Origin of the sequence: Promicromonospora kroppenstedtii DSM 19349 (assembly GCF_000515355.1) — a bacterium.
Classification (GTDB): domain Bacteria; phylum Actinomycetota; class Actinomycetes; order Actinomycetales; family Cellulomonadaceae; genus Promicromonospora; species Promicromonospora kroppenstedtii.
The window spans coordinates 1-941 of sequence record NZ_KI911613.1 but is presented as its reverse complement, the minus strand read 5'-3'; the positions used below and the strand labels follow the sequence as shown (position 1 = coordinate 941).

The 941-nt window shown below is 72.9% G+C and carries 1 protein-coding gene; it reads right to left on the bottom strand.

Annotation, left to right across the window (positions count from 1 at the left end; translation table 11 throughout):
- Positions 1-71 precede the first annotated feature (71 nt).
- Positions 72-941: hypothetical protein (locus tag PROKR_RS33865; RefSeq protein WP_036959822.1), on the bottom strand; the 870-nt coding region annotated here is incomplete at its 5' end.

The following is a 941-nucleotide window of genomic DNA, read 5'->3' as shown; positions in this document are numbered from 1 at the left end:
CGTCGTGGTCGGCGTGGCGGCGGCCGGTCTGGTCGGTGCGCTCCGCCGCGCCTGACCGACCCGTGCGGGGGTCAGCAGGCCTTGGCGGCCGGGCCGCTCGAACCCGTGTTGACGTACGCGTCCGAGATCCAGTTGCCCGGCCCGATCCGGTTCCACACGTTGCTGACGCCGTAGTAGCCGTCCACGCGGCTGCCCTTGGCGGTGCACTCGATCACGACGTTGGTGAAACGCCCGGCCTGCCCGACGGCGGAGTGGTTCGTGCCGGGGCCGGACCGCACGGTCAGGGGTCCGCCGCTGGTGCGCACCACGCCCTTCGGTCCGTTGCCGGTCCACAGGTAGGTCACGGTGGTCCAGGCGTTGTCCTTCAGCCCGAGGCCGTCCCAGAAGGTGCCGTCGCCCAGGTCGATCCCCGCGGGGTTCGCGACCTTGCGGCCGAAGCCGTCCTTCCCCTTGTTGTAGCCGTCCTGGTAGGCGGCCTGGGCCTGGGGCAGGCCCCGCGGCAGGTCGTCCCACGACTCGCGCTCGGGGGACCCGTTCCAGTGGTCGTCCTTGGTGTTCCAGGGGCCGACGTCCCAGACCGGGGCGTACGCGCACCGGCCCGTGTGCTCGGCGCAGACCCGTACCGAGTAGCTGCCCGAGTTCTTGGCCGACAGCCCGCGCCGCGACGGCAGGGCGACGAAGTGGTCACGCTTCTTGATGACGTGCCCGTTCGCGGTGGTGCCGCCCACCAGGCCCTCGCGGGTCGCGAAGACCTTGTAGGCGCGCCCGTCGGCCTTGGCCTGGACCTCGACCTCCTGCAGGGACCGCGACCGCTCCACCTCGGGTGTGAGCGTCACCTCCCGGACGGTCGGGGACGCCTCGGTGTCGCCCACGAGCGTGACGCGCGCCTGGAGCGTGGCGGACGCGACCGGGAGCGGCTCGCCCGCCGGGACCCACTCGGT